Source organism: Pseudomonas sp. TH39(2020), from assembly GCF_016650715.1.
Lineage (GTDB): Bacteria > Pseudomonadota > Gammaproteobacteria > Pseudomonadales > Pseudomonadaceae > Aquipseudomonas > Aquipseudomonas mandelii_C.
In genome coordinates this window covers 160261-185608 of sequence record NZ_JAEKFF010000007.1, presented here as the reverse complement: position 1 = coordinate 185608, position 25348 = coordinate 160261, and the positions used below count along the sequence as shown (strand labels likewise).

Genomic DNA, 25348 nt, shown 5'->3' with positions numbered 1-25348 from the left:
CTGTTTCAACTCCGTAAAAATCAATTCTTGAGCAGCAACGCGCCTTCGATCGGCACGTAGCGGCTGGCGGCGCGGATCAGCGAGTTGGCCGTCAGGCCCGGCACGCCGTAGGCCACGGCTTGCACCCCGTGCTTGGTGATGATGCGCTCCAGCAGCATATCGAAATCACCGTCACCGGAGGCCAGCACCACTTCGTCGACATGATCGGCGGCGTCCATGATGTCGAGGGTGATGCCCACGTCCCAGTCGCCTTTGGCCGAACCATCGCTGCGCTGGATGTAGGGCTTGAGCTTCACGACGAAGCCGAGGTTGCGCAGGATCTGCTGGAATTGCTGTTGTTTGCTGTCGCCACGATCGATGGCGTAGGCATAGGCCTCGACGATCTCGCCCTGTTTGCTGATATCAGCCCACAGCGCCGCATAGTTGAAATGGCAACCATAGGCCTGACGCACGGTGTAATAGAGGTTCTGGACATCGGCGAACACTGCGATTTTTTCACCGGTCATCCTCGTTGGCGCGCCGCAGCGCAGGCAGGATCAGGCACCAGGCCCGAAAAGTTGCCCAGTATGCCAGCCTGAAGGATTGTTCCGCGAATAATCGGCCCGGAGCGCCATAGCGCTCCGGACGAATGGCGTATCAGACGAAGGAATCGTCGTCGTCGCCGCCGAAGAACGATGAGCTGTCATCGCTGTAATCGGCGTCGGTAAAGCCGCCCTGATCACTGGAGTTGTCAGCCACACGCTGATCATCGCCCGAGCCGTTGTCACCGCTCTGGTCGTTGACCTGAGCCGGTTCTTCCTTGATCACTTCAACCACTTCCGGCTGCTGATTGTTATGGAACAGGCTGCTGATGCCTTGCGCCAGCATCACGCCACCGGCCACACCGGCGGCGGTTTTCAGCGCACCACCGAGGAAACCGCTGCCGACAGGCTGTTGCGGGGCGTAGTTCTGCTGAGGCGGCGCCGCACCGAAGTTCTGTTGTGGCGACTGCGAATTGAACGACGGCCGCCCCGGTTCACGCCAGCCGCCACCACTCGAGGCGGGTGGGCTTTGGGTGGACGCTGGCTGCGGATCACGGGAACCGCCACCGAAAATGCTCGACAGGAAGCCACCGCTGCTCGGCGCCGGAGCAGCTGGCTGAGCCTTGGCCGATTGCAGTTCGGCCTGCAATTGCTGGACTTGCTGGGCGAGCTGTTTGTTTTGTTCGTCGAGGCTTTTGAGGGCGGCCTCTTGCACCAGAATCGCCTGGGTCATGAAATAGCCTGCCGCGGGCTGGCGAGTCAGGTGTTCCTTGATCCGCGCCTCGGCCTGGGCGTCGCGCGGGGCTGAGTCCGTTTCGGCCTGTTGCAGCCGGGAAAACAGTCCATCGATCAGGGTTTGTTCTTCGCTGTTCATGGCGACCTCGTAGATTGCCGGGAATATCTGCCCTATCCAGTGTGGACAAGGTACAACCCCGTAATGGAGGTTGATGCAGGATGTTTCAATGATCTTTACCGAACGTTTACGTTTGCGCCCCAAAGCGCTTCATCGGTTAAAGTGGGCCACTGCTTTCAACCTGCGATACCGACTGATGAATTCGTTCGATGTACTGCGTGACTCTCTGTATTTCTTCAAGCGCAATCTGGGCCAGATCGTGCGGCTGTGCCTGCCGCTGGTGATCCTCGAGGCGCTGCTGCAACAAGTGGTCGATCACTCCACCGAGCCGGACAGCTTTCCCGGTATCAGCGTGATAGTCGGCTTGCTGGTTTATCCGCTGTACACCGCCGCGCTGATCCTGTTTCTCGATGCCCGCAGTCGTGGCGAATCGCCGCGCAACCGTGACCTGCTGTCGAGGTCCGCCTACTTATGGCCGCGTTTTGCCGTGCTGACGGCGCTCAATACCCTGCTGATCCTGATCGGCCTGTCGCTGTATTTCCTGCCGGGCATCTGGCTGATGGTGACCCTCGCGTTTGGCGAGTATTTGCTGGTGCTGCGCGGCATGGCACCGCTGGCGGCGATGAAGGAAAGCCTGCGCCTGACCCGCGGCCACTTCCTGCGCATTCTGGTGTGCATTCTCTGTGTAATGGGCCCGTTGTGGGTGCTCAAGGGCGCGACCCTGGCGGTTTACCCGGAGCCGCAGAACCCGGTGATTTCCCTGCTGATCGACAGCGCTCACAGCTTCCTGCAACTGTTCGTCAGCGTGGTGCTGTTCCGCTTGTTCATGCTGATAGGCGACGTACCCGAGAAAATTGACGGGCCGCTCTGACCGCTCTACCCGTGGGCTTAAGCCCGTCTGTCGGTTATGCTCGGGGTCAACTTTTGTAACGCTATAAGCCGAGCCATGACCCGTCTACTGCGCTACACCCTGCTGGGCCTGTTGATCGTAACCGGCCTGATTGCCTTGCTGATCTACAACCTGACCTGGCGCCCCGAAGCCAAGGAAGCCTTGCCGGTCAGTTGCAACGCCCAGGCACCGACGCTGGTGCCCGGTCAGGCGCTGAAGGTGATGACCTGGAACGTCCAGTACCTGGCGGGAAAACGCTACGTGTTCTGGAATGACCTGGCGGCCGGCAATGACGAAAAACCCACGCCTGAAGACATGGCTTTCAGCCTCGATGAAGTGGCGCGGGTGATCCGCGACGAGCAACCGGACGTCGTGCTGTTGCAGGAGCTCGATGAAGGCGCCAAGGCCAGCGATTACCAAGACCAGTTCAAGCTGCTTCAGGAGCGAGTCGCGGACCTGTATCCGTGCAGCACTCACGCCTTCGACTGGAAAGCCGACTTCGTGCCTGAGCCGCACATTTTCGGCAGCGTCGGCCGGCAGCTGGCCACCCTCAGCCGCTACCAGATCGAACACGCCGAACGCCTGCAATTACCGATTGCGCCGGCTAACTTCATCACCCGCCAGTTCAAACCGAAAAACGCTTTGCTGGTCACCTATCTGCCGTTGAGCGACGGCGGTCAGATAGCGGTGCTCAACACCCATCTGGACCGCATCATCCCGCCCGACGAAACGCTGCAGTCTCAGGTGACGGCCACGGTCAAAGTCCTCGACAAGTTCGAAAGCCGCGGCACGCCGTGGTTGATCGGAGGGGACTTCAACCTGTTGCCGCTGGGGCAATTTCGACGCCTGCCTGCCGAGCAACGCACGCCCTACTCCGCCGACAGCGCGCTGCATATGCTGTGGGACAAATACCCGATGATCCCGACCAACAACGAAGCCAGCGGCATCGATCGGGCGCGGTGGTTGACCCATTACCCGAATGATCCGGGCTTGAACGGCCCGGACCGGACTGTCGACTACCTGTTCTACAGTCCGCGGATCAACCGGGTCGAGGCGACGGTGAGGCAGGACGACACCTTGCGGATCTCCGATCACCTGCCAGTGATCGCCCGTTTCCTCTTGCCAGCGGCGCCCTAACCTCCGCCCTATGCAAAACCTGTGGGAGCGAGCCTGCTCGCGAAAGCGGTGCGCCAGGCAACATCAACGTTGAAGGTACTGCCGCCTTCGCGAGCAGGCTCGCTCCCACAGGGATAGATAGCGCACGGTCAATGTTCCTCTTCAAGCTCATCATGTAGCAGCCCGAAGATCTTGCGCTTCATGTCGATAAACGAGCGCTCCATCACCATGTCCAGCGTCCGCGGGCGTTCGATCGGCACGTCCAGAATCTGTTTGATCCGCCCCGGCCGAGCGCCCATCACGTAGACCCGGTCGCCCAACAGAATCGCCTCATCGATATCGTGGGTCACGAACAACACGGTCTTCTTGCTGTTGCCCCAGACCCGCAACAACAGCTGCTGCATTTGCAGGCGCGTCTGGCTGTCGAGCGCGCCGAAGGGTTCGTCCATCAGCAGGATTTGCGGATCGTTGGCCAGCGCCCGAGCAATGGCGACGCGCTGCATCATGCCGCCGGACAGCTGCTTGGCGTAGTTGTCGGCAAACCCGGTCAGGCCGACTTCGTTGACGTAGTAGTCGACGATCTCCTTGCGCTGGGCGGCCGCCATACCGCGACGCTTGAGGCCGAACTCGACGTTCTGCCGCACGGTCAACCACGGGAACAGCGTATAGCTCTGGAACACCATGCCGCGATCCGCACCCGGCCCCTGCACTTGCTGGCCGCCGACGTAGATCTCGCCTTCCGTGGGCTCATTCAATCCGGCGGTGAGGTACAACAGACTCGACTTGCCGCAGCCCGAAGGCCCCACCAGTACGGCGAATTGCTGATCCGGCACTTCGAACGACACCTTGTCCAGCGCGGTGAACACGCCACCGCCGGGCTTTTGATAGCGAAGGCTGACCTTGTCCACTTGCAGCCGTGGTGCGGCGTGCACCGGGGCGGCCTGTGACGTGACGAAACGAGGGTTGACGGCGCTTACTGAGCCCATGCGGCGATCCTCAGACGGAGAAAACGGAACAGTTGATCGGTGACCAGGCCCAGCAGGCCGATGATCGCGATTGCCAGGAAAATCACATCCACCTGAAAGCCGCGCATGGCTTTAAGGCTCAAGTAGCCCAGACCGCTGGAGGCCGCGACCAGCTCAGCGACCACCAGGTAAGTCCAGGCCCAGCCCATGGTCACGCGCAAGGTGTCGAGCACACCCGGTAATGACGCCGGAGCGATCACATGCAGCACCGCATCGCGGCGGTTGGAACCCAAGGTGTAAGACGCGTTGATCAGGTCCTTGGAAATGCCTTTGGACACGTCTGCGATCATCACCAGTTGCTGGAAGAACACGCCGAAGATGATCACCGACACCCGCTGCTCCAGACCGATACCAATCCACAGAATGAACAACGGTACGAACGAAGTGACCGGCAGGTAGCGGATGAAATTGACCATCGGCTCAAGGAACGCCTGAACGATACGGAAGCTGCCCATCAGCAACCCCAGCGGCACCGCCACCAACGACGACACGATGAAGCCGACCATCACCACTTCGACGCTGGCCCACACATGCTGGCCGAGTGTGCCGTCGCGGCCCAGGCGCACGGCGGCCTCGACCACCGCGCCCGGTGTCGGCAGGAACATGCCCGGCACCACGCCGCCGTAAGACAACCCGGCCCACAGGCCGACCAACAACACCCAGGCCAGACCGCTCGCGCTCCAGATCACCGACACCGGCAGGCCGGTCTTGGGCGTGATGCAGCGGCTCAGCCATGAATTGCGCTTGAACATGCAAACCTCCTAGAGCGGGCTGACGAAGCGGTTGTCGATCAGGTCGTCATTGCTGACGTTGTAGGGTTTGCCCTGCAATTCACTGGCGGTCTCGTTGGCCAGTTTGATCAGCGGTTCGCTGTCGCCCGGCTTGCCCGGCGAGCCAAGGAGTTTTTCGCTCATGGCCTGATCGTAGAAGCGCACGCCCTGCGCGGCAGCGGCCAGTTCCTTCGGGTCGGCGAGGTAACCGCCGACACCTTTGGCCATGATTTTGTAAGCTTCCTGCGGATGGTCCTTGGTGTACTGCACCGCTTTGTACAGACCGGCCACCAACGCCTTGACGTCTTCCGGCTGCTTCTCGATGACCGTGCAGTTGAGCGCGACCACGTCGACAATCACCCCCGGCGTGCTGCTGCTGTCGATCAGCACCTTGCCTTGTTGCTTGCTGCGAACCATCGACAGGTGCGGTTCCCACGTCACGGCAGCTGGCACGCGACCGGCGATGAACGCGGTGGCGGCGTCGTCAGCCGTCATGTTCTGCACGGTGATGTCGCTCATGGTCATGCCGTGCTTTTTCAGCAGGTAAGACAACCAGAACTGCGAGGTCGAACCTTCGTTCACCGCCACGGCTTTGCCTTTCAGCTCCTGCAGACTCTTGACGTCCTTGCCCACGAGTACACCGTCGCCACCATGGCTGTCGTCCAGTGCGGCCACCGCTTTGAAGCAGAATTGCGGGCGGTACTTGAGCACCTCGTCGATGGTCGACGCCGAGCCCGACAATTCGCCCGAGGCCTGCGCGGCCATGTACATCGACGCTTCTTCGACGACGGGTAATTCAACGGTCAAACCGTTTTCCTTGAAGTAGCCCAGGTCCTGAGCCAGGTAGAGCGTGCCGTAGCCGACCCATGTGGTGTGGCCGATAGAGAGGGTGCCGGCCTGGGCGCTGGTGGCGACCGTCGCGGCGATGGCGGTGACCGCCAGTGGATGTGTGAAGCGGGTAAGCAAGGACTTGATCATGGAGCACTCCCAAAGCTGTTGATTTTTTGTCATGGGCAGTACGGCCAGCGGCCATGGAAATCGGCTGTCACCTGAGATCTCTGATGGACCTTTCGGTGGGCAGCGTTTGGCTGACTGGCGAAGTCGATGTTGGCCCAAGGCCGGGATTAGGAAAATTAGGAAATATGTCGAGGCGAGCGATGAAAAAACTGGGTAGCGTGCACTGGAAAAGGGCGGTGTGGGCGGGGATGCCCGAGGCGGGTGCAAAAGGTGAGAGGTGTGTTGAATGTGCCATAGCAATCGCGAGCAGGCTCACTCCCACAGGGGATCTGTGTCGAACACAATTCCACTGTGGGAGCGAGCCGGCTCCGGGCGGCGTTCCGACGAAAAGGTCCGAAGGACCTTCCGGCAATCTTAAAGCCGGTCGTATTCCTGTGCCGTACGATCAACGGCTTTCAGGGTTTTGCCCACCAGTTCATCAACCTCTTCCCGACTGGCAATCAACGCCGGCGCCATGATCATCCGCCCGAGCGTCGAGCGAATGATCACCCCCTCTTCAAAGCCAATCGTGCGGCAACGCCAGGCAATGTCATTCTCGTTGGCAAAGCGCTTGCGACTGGTTTTGTCCTCCGCCAATTGCAGCGCTGCCACCATGCCGACACCCTGAATATCGCCCACCAACGGGTGATTGCCGAACACCTCGCGCAAGCACTGTTGCAGGTACGGCCCGATGTCATCCTTGACCCGCGCCACCACCCCTTCATCGCGCAATGCCGTGAGGTTGGCGATGGCCACCGCCGCGGCCACCGGGTGCCCGGAGTAGGTCAAGCCGTGGGCAAACACCCCGCCCTGCTCCACCAGTACCTGAGCCATTTTCTTCGACAGAATCAGACCGCCCATGGGGATGTAACCGGAGGTCAACCCCTTGGCAATCGACAGCGTGTCCGGCTCGAAACCGAAGTGCTCGTGGGCGAACCATTCACCGGTACGACCGAAGCCACCGATCACTTCATCGGCGCACAACAGCACATCGTACTTGCGGCAAATCCGCTGAATTTCCGGCCAGTAACTCTCGGGTGGAAAGATCATCCCGCCAGCGCCCTGGAACGGTTCGGCGATAAACCCGGCGACCTTGTCCGCGCCGAGTTCGAGAATCTTCGCTTCCAGCTGCTGCGCCGCCCGCAGGCCAAATTCAGCTGGGGTCAGGTTGCCCTCGTGGGCGAAAAAGTACGGCTCGTCGATGTGTTCGATGTCGGGAATCATGCCGCCCATTTCGTGCATGAACTTCATGCCACCGAGCGCCGTCGCCGCCAGGGTGGAACCGTGGTAACCGTTCCAGCGACCGATCATGATTTTCTTCTCGGGCTTGCCGAGGATCGTCCAGTAACGCCGCACAGTGCGGATCAGCACCTCGTTGGCTTCGGAGCCGGAGTTGGTGTAGATCGCGTGGCTGTAGTGCCCCGGCAACAGGCTGAACAGCAACTCCGACAGCTCGATCACCTGCGGGTGGGTGGTGTGGAAAAACATGTTGTAGTACGGCAATTGCTCCAGCTGCCGGGTCGCGGCGGCGGCCAGGTCCTTGCGCCCGTAACCGAGGTTGGTGCACCACAGCCCGGACATGCCGTCGAGGTAACGCCGACCATCGTTGTCCCACAGGTGCAGACGCTCACCACGGACCATCACCCGAGGCCCTTCATCGTTGAGCGCTTTTTGATCGACGAATGCGTGGATGTGGTGCGCAGCATCGGCGGCCTGGTAGTCGCGGGTTTCACGTGGTGTGGTCATCGCCAGTTCTCCGTTTTGTTATGAGCGGCTGTTATGAGCGCAGCTGAAACCAGGTGGTCTTCAACTGGGTGTATTTATCGAATGAATGCAGCGACAGGTCGCGGCCGAAACCGGATTGTTTACCGCCACCGAAAGGCACAGTCACATCCAGCGCATCGACGCTGTTGACCGACACCGTGCCCGCCCGCAATAGCCGCGCCACGCGGTGGGCGCGGTTGAGGTCGTCGGTCCACAGCGACGCGGCCAAACCGTAGACGCTGTCGTTAGCCAGTTGCAAGGCGTGTGCTTCGTCATCGAACGCCGTGACCGCCAGCACCGGGCCGAACACTTCATCGCGAAACAGCGGCATATCCGGGCTCACGCCGGTGAAAATCGTCGGCTGAATGAAGTTGTCGGAGCCGTTGAATATCGACTGTCGACCGCCGCAGAGCTTCGTTGCGCCTTGGCGTTCGGCCTGCTGGATGAACTTCATGATGCGTGCCGTCTGGCGGCTGTCGACAATCGCCCCGGCGCGGCTCGACGGGTCCAGCGGATCACCCGGTTGCCAACGTTCGGCCTGCACTTTAAGGCGCTCGACGAACTCGTCATGAATCGACCGTTCCACCAGCAACCGCGAGTTGGCCGAGCAGACTTCGCCCTGATTGAAGAAGATCCCGAACGCAGCTTTCTCTGCAGCGAGGTCGAGGTCCTGACAATCAGCAAACACCAGATTGGCGCTCTTGCCGCCGCACTCCAGCCACACCTGTTTGAGGTTCGATTGCGCGGAGTACTGCATGAAATATTTGCCGACTTCGGTGGAGCCGGTGAACACCAGGCAATCGACGTCCGGATGCAGACCGAGGGCTTTGCCGGTCTGCTCGCCCAGCCCCGGCAACACGTTCAACACGCCTGCCGGCAGCCCGGCTTCCAGCGCCAGCTCGGCCAGACGCAGGGCGGAAAACGGTGACTGCTCGGCGGGTTTGAGGATCACCGAATTGCCCGCTGCCAACGCCGGTGCGAGTTTCCACGCGGCCATGTCCAGCGGGAAATTCCAGGGCACCACGGCAGCAACCACGCCCAGCGCTTCGCGGGTAATGGTCGCCAGCACGTTCTGTGCGCTAGGGGCGATCTGGTCATAGAGTTTGTCGAGGCTTTCGGCGTACCAGCGAAACACCCCGGCGGCGCCCGGCACGTCGATGTTGTAGGCGTCCATCACCGGTTTGCCCATGTTCAGCGAATCGAGCAGCGCCAGTTCTTCGCGGTGGGTCATGATCAGATCGGCCAGGCGCAACAGCACTTGCTTGCGCTCATTCGGCGAACGCGCCGACCAGGTTCCGGCCTCGAACACTTGCCGCGCATTGCGCACCGCGGCGTCCACGTCTTCATCGCCGCACGCGGCCACGTTGGCCAGGCACTGGCCGGTGGCGGGATTGATCGCGGCGAAGGTCTGCCCCGACTGCGCCGCACAGGGTCTGCCGTCGATTACGGCCTGATCGGGAAACCGCAGCGCAGCGGCTTTGTTTTGCCAGAATGTAAGCTCGAACACGTTCAGATGCTCCATGGGCTTTCTTGTGGATTGGATGGTGGCCCAGGCCTGTGTCGAGGAAAAATAGTAAAAATGTCTTCGCAGACCATGAAAAAACTGGGCAGCCGATCTCCCCGGTGGCGCGGTATGTGGTTATTGTTCAGGCACAACAACACCGTCGTCAGAACGGATGCAGTCGGCGCGAAAATTGCCTGGATGTCGACATCATCCACCCCGAGGTTTGCCGTGGCTGCCTATAACCTGCGTCAATTGAAGTACTTCATCACCACCGTCGAATGCGGCAGCGTCGCCGAGGCGTCGCGCAAGCTATACATCGCCCAACCGGCGATTTCCACGGCGATCAAAGGCCTGGAAGACAGCTTCGGCGTGCAACTGCTGATCCGGCATCACGCCCAAGGCGTGTCCTTGACCCCCAGCGGCGCACGCTTCTACCGCAAGGCCCAGGAACTGCTGCGCATGGCCAAGGAGTTCGAACAGAACGCCCTCGCCGACAACGACGTGGTGGCCGGGCAAATCGATATCGGTTGCTTCGAAACGGTCGCGCCGCTGTACCTGCCGCAGTTGATTGCCGGGTTCTCGGCGCTGTATCCGGGGGTGAAAATCCGTATCCGCGACGGCGAACAGCAAGAGCTGGTGCAAGGCCTGACCTCGGGCACCTTCGACCTGGCGATCCTGTATGAACACGACCTCGACGCCACCATCCAGACCGAACCCCTGATGCCGGCGCAGCGGCCTTATGCGTTGCTGCCGGCGGATCATCGCTTTGCTCAGCTCAAGCAAGTGTCGCTGCGTGATCTGTGCCTGGAGCCAATGATTTTGCTGGACGTGCAACCGAGCCGGACCTACTTCGTCAGCCTGTTCGAAGAGTTGGGGCTGACGCCGAATATTGCCTTCAGCTCACCGTCGATCGAGATGGTCCGGGGCATGGTCGGGCAAGGGTTCGGCTTCTCGATCCTGGTCACCCGGCCGCACTCGGAATGCACCTATGACGGCCAGAAAGTGGTGTGCGTGGACATCGTCGAAGACGTCACCGGCTCAGGGCTGGTGGCGGCGTGGTTGAAGCGCGGGCAGTTGACCAAACCGGCGCAGCTGTTTGCCGATTACTGTCGGGAGCAGCTCACCGCCAAGGCCGGGACCAGAACCTAGCGCTTATGATCGTTCCCACGCAGAGCGTGGGAACGATCAGCGCTTCAGCTTTTACGGGGTTTGATCCGCGCGGTTGCCTCGGCCACCAGCGGATCATCCGGCCAGTAGTGCTTCGGATACCGCCCTTTCAAATCCTTCTTCACCTCGGCATACGTGCTACGCCAGAAGTTCGCCAAATCCTGTGTCACCTGCACCGGCCGCCGCGCGGGCGACAGCAAATGCAGTTTGACCACCTGCCGGCCGCCGGCAATCCGCGGGGTCTCGGCCAGGCCGAACAACTCCTGCAACCGCACCGCCAGAATCGGTGGCTGCTCGCTGTAGTCCAGACGAATCGACGAACCGGACGGCACGCTCAAATGATGCGGCGCCAGCTCATCGAGCCGCTGCGGCAGCGGCCACGGCAACAGGTTATGGACGATGCTCGACAGGTCCAGATTGGCGAAGTGACTGAGCCGCGAGACTTTGCCCAGATACGGCATCAGCCAATGTTCGAGGCTTTTTAGCAGGGCGGCGTCGCTGACATCTGGCCATTCGCTCTCACCCTTGCTACCGAGATCCAACTGCCGCAACAACGCCACCCGCGCCTGCCATTGACGCAGCTCCGGGGTCCACGGCAGCAGCTCCAGACCCTTGCGTCGCACCAGATTGACCAGCGCCTGAGTCCGGGCGCTTTCATCAAGGCCGGTCAAGGGTTCGCGGCTGAGGATCAACTCACCGACCTTGCGCTGCCGCTCGGCGCGCAACACGCCTTCGCGCTCGTCCCAATCCAGTTGATCGACGCAGCGCACCTGTTCGGCCAGCACTGAATCGAACAGCGCCGGATCGAAATCAGCCGCCAGATAAATGCGTTCTTCACGCTGGCCCTGACGGCTGCCGAGATCGGCGATCACCAGCCACGGTTGCTTCATCAAACTGTCGGCCTCGGCAAACAACGCCGCACGGCCATTGGCCAAACGATACTCCGCGCCACCGGCCCGGCGCTGCTGGGCAACGCGGTCGGGATAGGCCAACGCCAACAGCGCGCCGAGCCAGCGCGGATGATCCGGATCGCTGACCGGTTCCGACGCTTTACCCCGCAGGTAACCGCGATACTGCCGCGCCAATTGCCGGGCACGTTGCACGCCGCCCTGAGCGCCGCGTGTGGCGCGTTCTTCGCCGGACAACAGCACCAATCGGCTGTGCAGATCCGCCCCGGCGCCCCGCAAAATATCTCGCTCGCCGAGCAAGGCCGCGACGTCGCAGGCCATGTTGGCCAAGCCGAGCGCCTGACCGCGCAACAGCAAATGCGCGATACGTGGATGCGCCGGCAGTTCGGCCATGGCCTGACCGTGACGGGTCAGCGCTTCGCCGTCCAATGCGCCCAGGCGATCAAGCAGGTCCTGAGCCTGTGCATAAGCGGCCGCGGGCGGTACGTCGAGCCACACCAATTGCCCCGGTGTCACGCCCCAGCGGCCGAGCTGTAACGCTAATCCGGCAAGATCCGCCGAGAGGATTTCCGCGCTGGCGTAGGCCGCCAATTGTTCATGCTGATCCTGCGACCACAACCGATAACACACACCCGGTTCCAACCGCCCTGCCCGGCCCGCGCGCTGAGTGGCACTGGCTTTGGAAATACGCTGAGTATCGAGGCGGGCCATGCCGCTGCCGGGGTCGAAACGTGGCACCCGCGCCAGCCCGGCATCGATTACCACGCGCACGCCATTAATGGTCAGGCTGGTCTCGGCGATGTTGGTCGCCAACACCACTTTGCGTTTGCCGGCGGGGGCCGGATCGATCGCTGCGCGTTGGGCGGCGAGGTCCAGTTCACCGTGCAACGGGCAGAGCAAAACCTGTGTGCTATCGCCCAGTGCATCGGCGAGTTGCTGATGCACGCGACGGATTTCCGCTTGCCCCGGCAGGAACACCAACACGCTGCCGGTTTCATCGTTCAAGGCTTCGAGAATGGTCTGCACCAGACGCGGCTCGATGAATTCACCGGGCTGGAACGGTCGGCCCCAGCGCATCGCCACCGGGTACATGCGGCCTTCGCTGCGCAGGATCGGCGCGTCATCGAGCAACCCGGCCAGGCGTTCGCCTTCCAGGGTTGCCGACATCAACAGGATTTTCAGCGGTTGATCGTCACGAAACAGCTCGCGACCATTCAGGCTCAGGGCCAACGCCAGATCGGCGTCGAGGCTGCGCTCGTGGAATTCGTCGAAGATCAGCAGGCCAACGCCTTCGAGCGCCGGGTCGTCCTGCAAGCGTCGAGTCAGAATCCCTTCGGTGACCACTTCGATGCGGGTGTTGGGGCCGACTTTGCTGTCGAGACGAATGCGATAGCCGACGGTTTCGCCGACTTTCTCGCCCAGCTCACTGGCCAGACGCTCCGCCGCCGCCCGCGCAGCCAAACGGCGCGGTTCAAGCATCAGAATGGTCTGCCCGGCCAACCAGGGCTCGTTGAGCAAGGCCAGTGGCACGCGCGTGGTTTTACCGGCGCCGGGCGGTGCTTCGAGCACGGCTTCGTGGCGTGTAGCCAAGGCTTCACGCAGGGCGGGTAAAACTTCATCAATCGGCAAAGAAATCATGCTGGCTCCAAAACAGAGCGGCGAGTATAACGGCGAACTGCTCGGCGTTAATGACGGTCCTAATTCATACAGGCGTCCTTTCGTTTTGAAATTACCCAGGAGATTTCATATGCGTGTTCCCTTTCGCTTGATTGGCGGTGTACTGGTCGCGACGTTGCTGACCCAGGTGACCGCTTGCGGATCGATTTTCTATCCTGACCGTCGTGGTCAGATTGACGGCAAGATCGACCCGGCCATCGCCGCGCTCGATGCCGTGGGCCTGCTGTTCTACATCATCCCTGGCCTGATCGCGTTTGCCGTGGACTTCGCCACTGGCGCGATTTACTACGCGCCGGGCGAGACCGCTCAGGTGGCCCCGGAAAAACTCAAGGAAGCCATCGGCGCCGACGGCAAGGTCGATAACCACAAGTTGCAGACTATTCTCGAAACCGAACTGGGCCGCAGTTTCCCACTGGATGACCCGCGCTTGATCCAGCACAAGGGAAGTGCGCAGCAACTGGCCATGTTCGGCCTGCAACCTGCCGCGTAATCCATGCACTTAAAGGAATAGCCGCACTTATGATCTCCAGCTCCGAACATGCCCGCCTGCTGCGGCTGGCGACCCGTGCCTCGGTGGCAGTGGCGTGCACGCTGATCGTCGCCAAAGCGATCGCCTGGTGGTTGAGCGGTTCGGTGAGCATGCTCGCCGGGTTGACCGACTCCGCGCTCGACGGCATCACCTCGCTGCTCAACCTGCTCGCGGTGCATTACGCCTTGCGTCCGGCCGACGATGATCACCGTTACGGGCACGGCAAGGCCGAGTCGCTGGCGGGCATGGCTCAGGCGCTGTTCATTGGCGGCAGTGCAGTGCTGATTGCCTTGCAGGCGATTGATCGACTGAAACACCCGGAACCGGTGGGGGCGCCGTGGATCAGTATCGGGGTGATTGTGTTTTCCCTGGTGCTGACCGTCGCCCTGCTGATGTTGCAACATCGGGTCGTCAAGGCCACCGGTTCCAACGCGGTGCGCGCCGACTCCCTGCATTACCGCTCGGACCTGCTGCTCAACGGCAGCATTCTGGTGGCGCTGATACTCGCCGGGTTTGGCTGGCATCAGGTCGACCCTTGGTTCGGATTGGGGATCGCCGCCTACATTCTCTGGAGCGCGATTCAGATCGCCCGGGAAGGTTTTACGGTGCTGATGGATGAAGAGCTGCCGTCGGACGTCAGCCAGCACATGCTCGAACTGGCCTGCAGCGTACCGGGAGTGTTGGGGGCGCACGACCTGCGTACGCGGGTTTCCGGCAACCAGTGGTTCGTGCAGTTGCACCTGGAATTGCCGGGGAATTTGACCCTGTCAGTCGCTCACGGCATCAGCGACCAAGCCGCCGATGCGATTCACGCGGCTTATCCGCGAGCCGAAGTGCTGGTGCACGCCGACCCGCAGGAAGTGGTGCTGGCAGACAGGACTCAGTAAGAAACCTGATAACCGCGACTGCTCAGGCAGTTGCCCTGGGCCTGACGGTAGGCTTGCACCACCGACGGGTCCGGCTGGTAGGTGGCCGTGCGCGGATCGAAGCCACTCTGCTGCACCGCGTATTGATAGCACTCGTAACCGTCCTGGCTGACCTGCTCCGGCGACTGACCGTTGGCCGGATACGCCACCACGTCATAACCATTGCTGACCGGTTGCGGCTGCGGTTGTACGGGCGGCTCGACCACGACGTAATCCTGAGTGCTTTCCTGATAGGCGTAATAAGCACCGGCCGCCAGGAACAACAGCGCACCACCGATCCACACTTCACGCGCGTAATCGGGCAAGTAGCTGACGCGAATCCCGCGTGGTGGCTCAACCACCACGTAGCGCGGGCCTTGTGGGCGATACCAGTAGCCGCCGGAGTAGAAGTAATCCTGACCACGGTACGGCACACGGTAGTCACGGTCGGGGAAGCGATCGATTACATGACCGGGACGGTACTGCGGGCCAGGTCCCCAGCCATTACCATGCCCATCCGGGCGACCGGCCCAGCGATGGTCATCGGGACGCGGACCGTTGTTCTGCCAATGCGGGTTGTTATCGTTGCGTCGCGGCACGTCCTGATAGTAGCCACGCTGCGGCTGCTGGGTCTGGCGCACGGTGTCGGGCCGGCCCTGAATCGGCAGGTCATTGGCCGGTAGTTGCGGCGGTGGCGGCGGTGGTCGAACCGGATTGTTGTAGTCGTGCTGCGCACGGTTCTGCCGTTGTCCGTCGTTCTGATTCTGGCCGTTGTGCTCGAACTGGCGACTGTTGTCGCCACGAATGATGTCGTTATTCTGCGCACGCGGCTGGTTCTGCTGCGGATTGTTCTGCGGGCGCGGCTGGTTATTGCCGCCGTGGCCCTGATTGTTTCCCTGATGGCCATCCGAGCCGCGTTGCCCGCCATCGGGGCCACGGTTTTGCGGCTCATCTGCCAGCGATTGCGCAGTGACACTTACACACAGCAAACCAACACCGGCCAAACGCCAGATGCGCGACTTCATGCTTTTCCTCACTGCGGGTTAGGGCCTGTACGTAAGACTGGGAAAGCACAGGCCGGTTCTGCAACAGGTTATCAGTCGCGCAACTTATTTATTGAGGGACACTTTCCAAAGGCATGAAAAATCGCGGGCAAAAGAAAAGGGAGACCCGTCGGCCTCCCTTTGAGAACTTCGTCCGTGCTCGACGCTTTTGACGTCGGCTCACCTCACGCCGTCTTCTGGACAGTGTGTAGCTCGGGGGCCGGCTCATCCCCGGTGGGGGTGGCGACCGCAGCTGGCCTGATTGGGCGAGCCGCACTGGACTGTTTGTCCGAGCAGTGATTCTGGTGATAAGAATAGGCTCGCGGCGCCGGCAGAGGATTGCGAAGATTGCTCAAATAAACATCACTTGCGCAATTTTTAACCCTGGATAGATAATCCACCGCAATAGTTATGACAAAGGCCTGATTGATGAGCAAACTCGACCGATACGACCTGAGCATTTTGGCGGAATTGCAGCGTGACGCGCGCATCTCCAACCAGGAGCTGGCCGAACGCATCGGCCTGTCCCCTTCGCCATGCTCGCGGCGGGTCAAGCAGCTGGAAGATGACGGTTATATCTCCCGCCAGGTGGCTCTGCTGGACCGCAAGATGCTCGGCTTGAGCCTGACGGCTTACGTGTTGATCGGCATGGACCGCCATACCCCGGAGCGTTTCGAAAACTTCGAAGCGGCGATTCGTACGTTGCCGCAGGTGCTGGAATGCAGTTTGGTGACCGGGATGGATGCCGACTATCAGCTCAAGGTCGTTGTGCCGGACATGGACCATTATCAAAAATTGCTGCTGGGACACCTCACCCGGATTGAAGGGGTGACGAGTGTGCGGTCGAGTTTTGTGTTGAACCAGGTATTGAACAGTACTGAGCTGCCACTGACTCATTTGCGTAGCTGAGGACGCCTTCGCGAGCAGGCTCGCTCCCACAGTGATCTCACAGGCACTGAAGATCCCTTGTGGGAGCGAGCCTGCTCGCGAAGGGGCCAGCCCAGGCGACGAATGACTGCGACACACCGACGCAGGTCAATACTCCGCCAATTCCCCGTGGCGTATACTCCAGCGCCTTTTAGCCCCGCCCGCGCTGGAGATGTTCGATGGATCCTGCCGTATTCGAAGAGTGGATGATGACCGGACTGGTCAGCATTCTGATCATTTTCATGGGTTTCATCGTCTGGGATCTGGCGAAGAAGTCCAACGCCGGCCGCTTTGGCTCGTTCATCCTGTTCTTTGTACTCGGTCTGGGCGTGGCCGCGTTCGTGATCAAAAGCGTGGTCATCGGCCTGATCGAATCCGGCACGTTATAAACGCGCAGGCACTTCCTTCCACTGGCCCTGATCGAGCCCTTCGATCGTCCAGTCGCCGATTCTGACCCGCACCAGACGCAACGTCGGCAAGCCAACCGCCGCGGTCATGCGCCGCACCTGACGGTTTCGCCCTTCGCGAATCACCAATTCCAGCCAACTGGTCGGCACGCTTTTGCGAAAACGCACCGGCGGATTGCGCGGCCACAACTGCGGCTCATCCAGTTGCCGCGCCTCGGCGGGCAAGGTCATGCCATCGTTCAGCTCCACGCCATCGCGCAAACGCTGCAATTGCTCGGCACTCGGCTCGCCTTCCACCTGCACCCAATAGGTCTTCGCCAGTTTGTGTTTCGGGTCGGCGATCCGCGCCTGAAGCTGGCCATCGTTGGTCAGCAGCAGCAAACCTTCACTGTCGCGGTCCAGCCGTCCTGCCGGATAAATCCCGGGAATCTCGATGTAATCCTTGAGCGTCGCCCGCCCTTCGCCATCGCTGAATTGCGTCAGCACATCGAACGGCTTGTTGAACAGAATCAGCTTTGGCTCGGCCGGCGGCGGTTTGGCGACACGGCGCGGGGCTGAGGACGATGGCGCAGGTTTCACGCCAGGGCGGCGGGAAACGGGACGTTGAGGACGAGACATGGGAAAAGGAACATCTAACGGTCAGGGCTGCTAATGCTAGTGCCCTGACCGCTAAATGACCATGACAACTATTACCGGAACGGCGGCTCGTCGAAGCTGCGCAGTTTGCGCGAGTGCAACGAGTTGAGTTCGGTGCGCAACAGATCCACCGCCTCGATACCGATCTTCAAATGCTGGCTGACCGCACGCTCATAGAAGGCGTTGGCCGAACCCGGCAGTTTGATTTCGCTGTGCAACGGTTTGTCCGACACACAAAGCAACGTGCCGTACGGAACCCGCAAGCGATAACCTTGCGCCGCGATAGTGCCGCTTTCCATGTCCACCGCCACGGCGCGAGACAGGTTGATCAGCGGACGCTCCTGAGCCCAGCGCAATTCCCAGTTACGGTCGTCGTAGGTCAGTACGGTGCCGGTGCGCAGGCGTTTTTTCAGTTCGTCGCCCTTCTCACCGGTGATATTGGCCGCCGCTTGCTGCAACGCCATTTGCACTTCGGCCAGGGCCGGAATTGGAATATTCGGCGGCACAACCCGATCGAGAATCCCGTCGCGGCGCATGTAGGCGTGCGCCAGCACGTAATCGCCAATCGTCTGCGACTGACGCAAGCCGCCACAGTGGCCGATCATCAGCCAGCAATGCGGACGCAGCACCGCCAGGTGGTCGGTGATGTTCTTGGCGTTGGACGGGCCGACGCCGATGTTCACCAGGGTCACGCCGTGGCCGTCGGTGGCGATCAGGTGATAGGCCGGCATTTGATAGCGGTGCCAAACCACACCGGCGGCAATCGCCGAGGCTTCGCCGTGGTCCATGCTCTTTTCGATGATCACGTTGCCCGGCAAGACCATGCGCACGAAACGCGGATCGCTACGCAACTGTTCCAGGCCATGGACGATGAACTGATCAACGTAGCGGTGGTAGTTGGTCAGCAGAATCCATGGCTGCACATGACGCCAGTCGCTGCCGGTGTAATGCACCAGACGACGCAGGGAGAAATCCACCCGGGCCGCGTCGAACAACGCCAGCGGCAACGGATCGGTGTTTTCCCAGTCATACAAACCATCGGCGATCCCGTCGGTGGCAGCGGACAGGTCGGTGCTCGGGAACACCCGCGCCAGCGTGGCAGCGGTGACGCCGGAACCGGCCAGCTCATCGCCCTGCTCGACCACGTACGGATAAGGAATGTTTTGCTGGCTGATGCCGACTTCCACCGTGACGGTGAAGTCGTGCATCAACGGCACCAGTTGTTCCAGCAAGTATTTACGGAAGGCCGCCGGATGAGTGACGGTGACGCTGTAGGTCCCTGGCAACTGAACCTTGGCGTAGGCGCGAGTAGTCTGTGGGACTTCGCCCTGGCAGAGGTAGGTCAGACGCAGTTCGGGATAACGAAACATCGCACGCTGTTCGGCGTCCGGTTCGACTCGATCCTTGAGGTAACGCTTGAGCGCCTGGTTCAGCGCGGTGGTTGCACGATTGTGCAAGAGCGCAAGCCGGTCCACGGCTTGCTCGGCGGTTTGAACGACAATAAAAGCTTCGGTCACGATCAGCATCCTGTGTTCTGACTTGCAGGCCTTCATCTTGCCTGTATCGTCGCTTCACGGGAACAGCGGTTGCTACACAAATGCCAAGTCCACCCTAGATCCAATGTGGGAGCGAGCCTGCTCGCGATAGCGGTATGACAGTCGACATAACTGTTGAATGTTGAACAGTCATCGCGAGCAAGCTCCCACAGTGGATCGGTGTCGATCATAGAAGTGGCGTAGACCTCGCAACAATCGCCTCCACCTCCAGCCCACGTGGCAACGCGCCATACACCCGACCAGCGGAACCGAGGCGGCTGGCGATGAAAGCATCACTGACGGCCGCGTTGCCCGCCTCCAGCAACAGCTTGGCCTGAAGGCCCAAGGCGATGTCTTCGGTGAGCTGGCGGGCGCGGTATTGAATGTCGCTGGTATCTTTAAAGGCCGCCTGCAATTGAGTGATGTGTGCGGCCAAGCGCTTGTCGCCATGACCATCGCCCAATTCACTGAACAGTACGTCGAGCACACCCGGCTCCTTCGACAACGCTCGCAACACGTCGAGGCATTGCACGTTGCCGGAACCTTCCCACGTCGAATTGACCGGTGCCTCACGGTACAACCGCGGCAGGATGCTGTCTTCAACATAACCGGCGCCGCCCATGCATTCGGCGGCCTCGTTGATCATCCCGGGCGCGCGTTTGCAGATCCAGTACTTGCCTACCGCCGTGACCAGCCGCGCGAATTTGGCTTCATGGACGTCATCCAGATGATCCAGCGCCTGGCCCATGCGCAGGCTCAAGGCCAGGGCGGCTTCGCTTTCCAGGGCCAGGTCGGCCAGTACGTTCTGCATCAAGGGTTGTTCGCTGAGCAATTTGCCGCCGACCTTGCGGTGAGCGCAGTGATGGCTGGCCTGGGTCAAGGCCTGGCGCATCAGCGAACTGGAGCCGACCATGCAATCGAAGCGGGTCATGGCGACCATTTCGATGATGGTCGGAACGCCCCGTCCCTCCTCGCCGACCATCCACGCCAGCGCACCACGGAACTCCACTTCGCTGGACGCGTTGGAGCAATTGCCGAGTTTGTTCTTCAGGCGCTGTATGTAGAACTGATTGCGCGTGTCGTCCGGGCGATGGCGCGGCAGCAGGAAACAGGTCAACCCCTTGTCAGTCTGGGCCAGGGTCAGGAACGCATCACACATCGGCGCGGAACAGAACCACTTGTGGCCCACCAGTTCATACGCCTGGCCCGGACCACTGGCGCCGACCGGATAAGCCTTGGTGGTGTTGGCCCGCACGTCGGTGCCGCCCTGTTTCTCGGTCATGGCCATACCGATGGTGACCCCGGCCTTGTGGGCCATGCCGACGTTGCGCGGGTCGTATTCGGTAGAGAGGATTTTCGGCAGCCACTGCTCCGCCAGATCCGCTTGCAGGCGCATCGCCGGGACGCTGGCGAAGGTCATGGTCAGCGGGCAACCACTACCGGCCTCGGCCTGGCTGTGCAGGTAGGTCATGGAAGCGCGGGCGACGTGGGCGCCGGGCTGCGGATGCGCCCAAGGCAATGAGGTCAGGCCGTGCTCGACCGCCGTGCGCATCAGTTCGTGATAAGCCGGGTGAAACTCCACCAGGTCGATGCGATGGCCGTAACGGTCATGGCTGCTGAAAACCGGCTTGTTCTGATTGGCCAGGAACCCCGCTTCCATCAGCGGCCCGCCGGCCAGTGCGCCGTAAGCGTCGATCCGCGACTCGGCCCACCCGGCCCCGAAACGCCGCGACCACTCCTGCAACGGCAGGTCGATGCGATACAGGTTGGCGCCGTCCAGCGACGGTGGCTGGTTGGTGACTTCGTGGGTTTCGGCGAACTGATGCAGGTTCATGACGGGGCTCCTTTGGTCAGCCAAGGAACTTCAGTTAAGCACCGCCCCCCGGCCGAACAAAGTGTCATATCCGCCTAACTGTCGGCGCTTTCGCCTTGCCTTGGGCACAGCACCCGGCGATAGAGCGCTGCCTGCAGGTCCTCGAATTTCACCGGTTTGTTCAGATAATCGATCAAGGCACCGGTCGGGCAGCGTTCCCGATCAATGCTCAAGGCAATCACGAATACCGGTAGTTCGGCGCAGCCCGGCAACGCGCGGATCTGGCAACAGAGGGACGTGCCATCCAGCGATGGAAGCTGCCAGTCGAGCAATACCGCATCGAAGGTTTCGCGCTGCAAGTGATCGAGCGCGGTAGCCCCGTTGTCGACGGAACGCACCCGGAACCCCAGCTTGAGCAACATGCCGCGCATCACCAACTGATTGATGCTGTTGTCATCAACCAGCAGTACGGTGCAGTCCTGAGGCAGTCGCAGGCGAGGAAACTCCCGGTTCATCAGGGGCACTGGCGGCCGCTCCACCACGGGCAGTTCGAACTCGACGTCGAGCTGGAAGCGGCTGCCACGACCCGGCTCGGAGCGGTGGGTCAGTTTTCCACCGAGCAGTTCGACCAGTTGCCGACAGATCGCCAGGCCGACGCCCAGACCGCCGTATTCACGGGTCATCGAGCCATCGAGCTGGAAGAACCGCTGATACAGTGTCGCCTCCCCCAGATCGGTGAAGCCGATGCCGGTGTCGATCACCGCAAAGGACAGCGCCAGTCGGTCGGGCGCCACGGGTTTACCCGTCACCCGCAGCGCCAGTCCCCCAATCCGAGTGAACTTGATCGCGTTATCCAGCAGGCATTCCAGGCATTGCGCCAACTTGGCGCTGTCGCCGTGCAAGCGATCCGCCAGTCCCGGCGTGACCTCGACTTTGAAGTCCAGCGACTTGCTCAACGCGTTGCCCTCGAACTGCAGGCGCAAAGCCTCGACCACGCCGCGCAAACTGAAAACGGCCGGATAGGTCTTGAGCTTGCCGGCCTGCAACTCCGTCAGGGTGAGGATGCCGTTGACCATGCGCATCATGTCTCGCGCGGAACCGGCGGCCGTTTGCTGATATTGCTCCAGCTCCGGGTCCATCTCGACGGTCTGCATCAGCTCAAGCGAACCGATCACTCCGTTCATGGGCGTACGCAGTTCGTGGGTCAGGGTGGCGAGGAATTCGTCCTTGAGCTTGTTACTGCGAGCCAGTTGCTGGTTCAGCACTTCAAGCGTTTGACCGGCATCGAACAGGGTCTGTGCCTGTTGCTCGCGCATGGCGTTAATGCGATCGGCCAGTGCCAGGGACAGCAGCGCCACTTCAATCGCCGAACCGATCTGGCTGGAATACATGGTCAGGAACACGTTTGGCAGGTAACCCAGCACCATCAGGGTGTTGACGATGCCGCCGAGTAAAAACGCCGACCAGGCAATAATGAAATAACGCGCCACTCGCAAGCCACGCAGCCAGGCGAAAATCCCTGCGGCAAAAATCACTACGGTGAAGATCAGTGCCAGCGCCGTCGCCAGGCGCAGGGCCAGAGCGTAACTGGTCATCAACGACAACCCGACAACCACTGCGCTAAACGCAATCAACGCCAGCAGCAAGCGGTCGAGCCAACGACTGTGGGTCGCCGTCTGCAAGAAGCTGCGCGCGAACTGGCTGCCGAACAGGCCTGCGCAACCGATGAAAAACGGTGTCGCGGCGTTGGCCCACCAGGGATTGTTCGGCCAGAAATACTCCACGGCCGCGCCGTTCACTGACAACTGATACAAGCCGAACGAAGCGATATAGAAGATGTAATAGAGGTAGCTGGTATCGCGCACGCTGAGATAGATGAACAGGTTGTACACCAGCATTCCCAGCAATACGCCGTAGATCAGCCCCAGCACATACAGTCGGGCTGGCTGATCTTCCAGGTAGGCAGTGCTCGACCACAAGGTGACCGGCGCCTGGATCGACCCTTCACTCTGCAGGCGCAGGTACAGGGTTTGCGCTTGATCAGGGGTGAAGTTCAGATCGAACAAATAGTTGTTTTGGCGGATTTCGCGACTGTCGAACGGCAAGGCATCGCCGGTCTGGCGTGCCAGTTGATAGCCACCGGCCGCATCGGGCAAATAGAGATCAATGTGATCAAGGGGCGGATAGGCCAGTTCCAGTAACCAGGTGCGTTGCACCGCGGGGTTGTTCGGGCGGTAACGCAGGTCGATTTTTAGCCAGAACACTGAACGCGAGTAACCGGCGTTGAGGGTGGCTTTGTCGTGGGGTTTGAAGTTTCCGGCCGCGGCCTGTGCACGGACATCGGCAATGGTCGCCTGACCGCCCACGTCTTCGAACACTTGCAAGGTTCGGCCCAGGGGAAGGCTTTGAGTGAATTCGTCGAATTCGACTGCACTCGCCATGAGGGGCAAGCACAACAGCAACATCAGCAAATAGCGCATTTAAGCCCCAGCGTGGCCTGTCCGGTTATCTCAGGAAGCCCCTCATTCCTTTTGAGTAGACGTAAAACCGGTATTACCTGTTATTGGTTTGGATCCACTCTAGCATAGCCGTTGGTGGCCATTGAACACCATTGAAATTTTTCCTACAAAGGCTCTAGCACGGGCGTTCCAGCTCCACGCTTTGGGCTAGAGCTGTTTACCCAGTCAAATTGTGACAACGCCCTATTCCCTGTAGCAGCTGGCGAAGCCTGCGTTCGGCTGCGTAGCAGTCGTGAAGTCAGTCGCTGTGGTGTATCAGGCAGACCGAGTGTTCAGTTTTTACGACTGCTGCGCAGCCGAACGCAGCCTTCGGCAGCTGCTACATGGGCCCGCGTCATGACTCGCTGGGGGCACCCGAAAAACGATGTTTGGTGGTAAGCTCGCGCACCATGAATATCTACAGCTCTCGCCCCGTTGTCCTCTGTCTCTCCGGCCACGACCCAAGTGGTGGCGCCGGCTTGCAGGCAGATATCGAAGCCCTGCTCGCTCAGGGTTGTCATGCGGCCCCGGCCGTCACCGCCCTGACCGTGCAAGACACGGTCAACGTCACTGACTTCCGCGTCCTCGACCGTGAGTGGGTGTTGGCTCAGGCCAATGCCGTGCTCAACGACTCGACGGTCGCGGCGGTGAAACTGGGCATGCTCGGTTCCCTGGAAATGGTCGATACCGTGGTCGAACTGTTGTCGGCGCACCCGCATTTGCCGGTGGTCTGCGACCCGGTGCTGCGCGCCGGTGGTGGCGGACGCCTGGGCAAGGACGAAGTCGGCTACGCCATGCGCGAGCGCCTGCTGCCTCTGTCGATCATCGCCACCCCAAACCTTCCCGAAGCCCGCATCCTCGCCGAACTGCCCGAAGGCACCGCGGACGAGTGCGCTGAAAAACTCCTGCCATTCGTCAAACACCTGCTGATCACCGGCGGCCATGGCGATGAACACGAAATCCACAATCGCCTGTACAGCCGCGACGGTCACCGCGAAACCTTCACCTGCCAGCGCTTGCCCGGCAGTTATCACGGCTCGGGTTGCACGCTGGCCAGTGCCCTCGCCGGTCGTCTGGCCCTCGGCGAAAATCTCGCCAGTGCCGTGCAGACCGCGCTTAACTACACGTGGCGCACCCTGCGTGATGCGGAGCAGTTGGGCAAAGGCCAGTTCGTGCCGCGCCGCCTGCCGCTGGATTTCTGTTCGTAACTGTCCATGCGTAAAGCAAAAAGGATTGCCCGATGAAGCTACGTGGCCTGTACGCCATCACCGATAGCCAGCTGCTGGCAGGTAAATTTCTTTCGTACGTGGAGGCGGCGCTGGAAGGCGGCGTCACCCTGCTGCAATACCGCGACAAGAGCAGCGACGAGGCCCGCCGTTTGCGCGAGGCCGAAGCCTTGCGCGATCTGTGTGAACGCTACAAGACCCAGTTGATCATCAACGACGATGCCGAACTCGCTGCACGCCTGAACGTCGGCGTGCACCTGGGCCAGACCGATGGCCCGCTGATGCCGGTTCGGGCACTGCTCGGTCGCCAGGCGATCATCGGCTCGACCTGCCACGCGCAACTCGAACTTGCCGAGCAAGCGGCCAAGGAAGGCGCCAGTTACGTCGCTTTCGGTCGTTTCTTCAACTCCAACACCAAACCCGGCGCACCGACTTGCAGCCTCGAACTGCTCGACCAGGCCCGCAGCAAACTGCACCTGCCGATCTGCGCGATTGGCGGCATCACCCTGGAAAACGCTGCGCCACTGGTGGCCCACGGGGTCGATCTGCTGGCGGTGGTCCATGGCCTGTTTGGCGCCGAGAGCACGGCTGAAGTGACACGCCGCGCCCGCGCATTCAACGAATTACTAAAAATCTGAT

Annotated in this window: 22 protein-coding genes; 9 read left to right on the top strand and 13 right to left on the bottom strand. The window is 61.1% G+C overall.

Annotated features, from left to right (window positions below):
- Window positions 1-20: 20 nt before the first annotated feature.
- Window positions 21-506 (bottom strand): LabA-like NYN domain-containing protein, encoded by a 486-nt coding sequence (locus JFU47_RS21215; protein ID WP_201185465.1) that lies wholly within the window; start codon window positions 504-506, stop codon window positions 21-23.
- A 130-nt stretch (window positions 507-636) separates the two neighbouring features.
- A complete protein-coding gene (locus tag JFU47_RS21210) occupies window positions 637-1395 on the bottom strand; it encodes a DUF2076 domain-containing protein (RefSeq protein WP_201185463.1) in 759 nt (252 codons plus the stop codon).
- Window positions 1396-1570: 175 nt separating this feature from the next.
- Between JFU47_RS21210 and JFU47_RS21205 the strand changes: the two genes are divergently transcribed.
- Together JFU47_RS21205 and JFU47_RS21200 are read left to right on the top strand one after the other, a co-directional pair.
- A complete protein-coding gene (locus JFU47_RS21205) occupies window positions 1571-2245 on the top strand; it encodes a YciC family protein (protein ID WP_201187306.1) in 675 nt (224 codons plus the stop codon).
- 75 nt (window positions 2246-2320) lie between these two features.
- The gene (locus JFU47_RS21200) at window positions 2321-3400 is read left to right on the top strand and encodes an endonuclease/exonuclease/phosphatase family protein (RefSeq protein ID WP_201185461.1); all 1080 of its coding nucleotides are present in this window, start codon (window positions 2321-2323) and stop codon (window positions 3398-3400) included.
- A 128-nt stretch (window positions 3401-3528) separates the two neighbouring features.
- Here JFU47_RS21200 and JFU47_RS21195 read toward each other — a convergent pair whose 3' ends face one another.
- From JFU47_RS21195 to JFU47_RS21175, 5 genes are all read right to left on the bottom strand, one after another.
- Window positions 3529-4365 (bottom strand): ABC transporter ATP-binding protein, encoded by an 837-nt coding sequence (locus JFU47_RS21195; protein WP_201185452.1) that lies wholly within the window; start codon window positions 4363-4365, stop codon window positions 3529-3531.
- Window positions 4353-5156: an ABC transporter permease gene (locus tag JFU47_RS21190; protein ID WP_046056581.1), complete on the bottom strand. Its 804-nt coding sequence runs from the start codon at window positions 5154-5156 to the stop codon at window positions 4353-4355. The genes JFU47_RS21195 and JFU47_RS21190 overlap by 13 nt, the downstream gene beginning before the upstream one ends.
- A gap of 9 nt (window positions 5157-5165) precedes the next feature.
- Window positions 5166-6152, bottom strand: a complete 987-nt coding sequence (locus tag JFU47_RS21185; RefSeq protein ID WP_201185450.1) for an ABC transporter substrate-binding protein — start codon at window positions 6150-6152, stop codon at window positions 5166-5168.
- 393 nt (window positions 6153-6545) lie between these two features.
- Complete coding sequence (locus JFU47_RS21180; protein WP_201185448.1) at window positions 6546-7916, bottom strand: aspartate aminotransferase family protein; 1371 nt, start codon at window positions 7914-7916, stop codon at window positions 6546-6548.
- 31 nt (window positions 7917-7947) lie between these two features.
- Window positions 7948-9441: an aldehyde dehydrogenase family protein gene (locus JFU47_RS21175; RefSeq protein WP_201185446.1), complete on the bottom strand. Its 1494-nt coding sequence runs from the start codon at window positions 9439-9441 to the stop codon at window positions 7948-7950.
- A 225-nt stretch (window positions 9442-9666) separates the two neighbouring features.
- Here JFU47_RS21175 and JFU47_RS21170 point away from each other — a divergent pair, with 225 nt between their 5' ends.
- Window positions 9667-10587, top strand: a complete 921-nt coding sequence (locus tag JFU47_RS21170; protein WP_123367840.1) for a LysR substrate-binding domain-containing protein — start codon at window positions 9667-9669, stop codon at window positions 10585-10587.
- A gap of 44 nt (window positions 10588-10631) precedes the next feature.
- On the opposite strand, the gene hrpB is transcribed toward JFU47_RS21170, so the two are convergent.
- Window positions 10632-13151 (bottom strand): ATP-dependent helicase HrpB, encoded by a 2520-nt coding sequence (gene hrpB, locus JFU47_RS21165; RefSeq protein WP_201185437.1) that lies wholly within the window; start codon window positions 13149-13151, stop codon window positions 10632-10634.
- A 109-nt stretch (window positions 13152-13260) separates the two neighbouring features.
- Here hrpB and JFU47_RS21160 point away from each other — a divergent pair, with 109 nt between their 5' ends.
- On the top strand, window positions 13261-13680 hold the full coding sequence (locus tag JFU47_RS21160; RefSeq protein WP_008152885.1) for a hypothetical protein: 420 nt from the start codon (window positions 13261-13263) through the stop codon (window positions 13678-13680).
- 29 nt (window positions 13681-13709) lie between these two features.
- Window positions 13710-14606 carry a cation diffusion facilitator family transporter gene (locus tag JFU47_RS21155; RefSeq protein ID WP_140680917.1) on the top strand — a complete coding sequence of 299 codons (897 nt, stop codon included), beginning with the start codon at window positions 13710-13712 and terminating at the stop codon, window positions 14604-14606.
- Here the strand turns inward: JFU47_RS21155 and JFU47_RS21150 are convergent.
- Window positions 14600-15649 carry a DUF6515 family protein gene (locus tag JFU47_RS21150; protein WP_201185435.1) on the bottom strand — a complete coding sequence of 350 codons (1050 nt, stop codon included), beginning with the start codon at window positions 15647-15649 and terminating at the stop codon, window positions 14600-14602. The genes JFU47_RS21155 and JFU47_RS21150 overlap by 7 nt on opposite strands.
- Before the next feature lie 447 nt (window positions 15650-16096).
- On the opposite strand from JFU47_RS21150, the gene JFU47_RS21145 reads away from it, so the two are divergent.
- Window positions 16097-16576 (top strand): Lrp/AsnC family transcriptional regulator, encoded by a 480-nt coding sequence (locus JFU47_RS21145; RefSeq protein ID WP_007937367.1) that lies wholly within the window; start codon window positions 16097-16099, stop codon window positions 16574-16576.
- A 197-nt stretch (window positions 16577-16773) separates the two neighbouring features.
- Window positions 16774-16983, top strand: coding sequence for a DUF2788 domain-containing protein (locus JFU47_RS21140; protein ID WP_123367715.1), 210 nt, complete (start codon window positions 16774-16776; stop codon window positions 16981-16983).
- On the opposite strand, the gene JFU47_RS21135 is transcribed toward JFU47_RS21140, so the two are convergent.
- The 4 genes from JFU47_RS21135 to JFU47_RS21120 all read right to left on the bottom strand — a co-directional run bounded on the left by JFU47_RS21135 (window position 16978) and on the right by JFU47_RS21120 (window position 23465).
- Window positions 16978-17619, bottom strand: a complete 642-nt coding sequence (locus JFU47_RS21135) for a pseudouridine synthase (RefSeq protein ID WP_242485151.1) — start codon at window positions 17617-17619, stop codon at window positions 16978-16980. The genes JFU47_RS21140 and JFU47_RS21135 overlap by 6 nt on opposite strands.
- 71 nt (window positions 17620-17690) lie before the next feature.
- Window positions 17691-19190, bottom strand: coding sequence for an AMP nucleosidase (gene amn / locus JFU47_RS21130; protein WP_178082705.1), 1500 nt, complete (start codon window positions 19188-19190; stop codon window positions 17691-17693).
- A gap of 169 nt (window positions 19191-19359) precedes the next feature.
- Window positions 19360-21006: an acyl-CoA dehydrogenase family protein gene (locus JFU47_RS21125; protein WP_201185433.1), complete on the bottom strand. Its 1647-nt coding sequence runs from the start codon at window positions 21004-21006 to the stop codon at window positions 19360-19362.
- Window positions 21007-21080: 74 nt separating this feature from the next.
- The gene (locus JFU47_RS21120) at window positions 21081-23465 is read right to left on the bottom strand and encodes a hybrid sensor histidine kinase/response regulator (protein WP_201185430.1); all 2385 of its coding nucleotides are present in this window, start codon (window positions 23463-23465) and stop codon (window positions 21081-21083) included.
- Between the two features lie 428 nt (window positions 23466-23893).
- Between JFU47_RS21120 and JFU47_RS21115 the strand changes: the two genes are divergently transcribed.
- Together JFU47_RS21115 and thiE are read left to right on the top strand one after the other, a co-directional pair.
- Window positions 23894-24691, top strand: coding sequence for a hydroxymethylpyrimidine/phosphomethylpyrimidine kinase (locus JFU47_RS21115; protein WP_008152868.1), 798 nt, complete (start codon window positions 23894-23896; stop codon window positions 24689-24691).
- Between the two features lie 32 nt (window positions 24692-24723).
- The gene (thiE, locus tag JFU47_RS21110; RefSeq protein WP_140680905.1) at window positions 24724-25347 is read left to right on the top strand and encodes a thiamine phosphate synthase; all 624 of its coding nucleotides are present in this window, start codon (window positions 24724-24726) and stop codon (window positions 25345-25347) included.
- Window position 25348: the final 1 nt, after the last annotated feature.